This window comes from Duganella sp. FT27W, assembly GCF_009295655.1.
Taxonomy (GTDB): domain Bacteria; phylum Pseudomonadota; class Gammaproteobacteria; order Burkholderiales; family Burkholderiaceae_D; genus Rugamonas; species Rugamonas zoogloeoides.
This window is the reverse complement of sequence record NZ_WHIV01000021.1, coordinates 1-325: the sequence shown is the minus strand read 5'-3', so window position 1 is coordinate 325 and position 325 is coordinate 1. Positions and strand designations below refer to the sequence as shown.

Genomic DNA, 325 nt, shown 5'->3' with positions numbered 1-325 from the left:
CAAGCGTTCACACTTATCGACTGTCAATCAAGAAGAACAGCATTTGGGGCTGTAGCTCAGCTGGTTAGAGCACCGTGTTGATAACGCGGGGGTCGTTGGTTCGAGTCCAACCAGCCCTACCAGTTAAAAGCTGGGGGTGAGGTGGACGCTAGTCCAGCCAACCCTACCAGTTAAGCGCAAAACCTTGTAGTAAATCTCAGGGGGATTAGCTCAGCTGGGAGAGCACCTGCTTTGCAAGCAGGGGGTCGTCGGTTCGATCCCGTCATCCTCCACCAAGAGTTCAAATGTAAGCCGCTAGGTTTAGATTTGGTCTTTTAGAGACCAA

General features: G+C 51.7%; 2 tRNA genes. Both read left to right on the top strand.

From position 1 onward, the window contains the following. Positions 1-45: 45 nt before the first annotated feature. Positions 46-122 (top strand) — tRNA-Ile (locus F8197_RS28225). Positions 123-199: 77 nt separating this feature from the next. Next, positions 200-275, top strand: a tRNA-Ala gene (locus F8197_RS28220). The last annotated feature ends 50 nt before the right edge of the window (positions 276-325 follow it).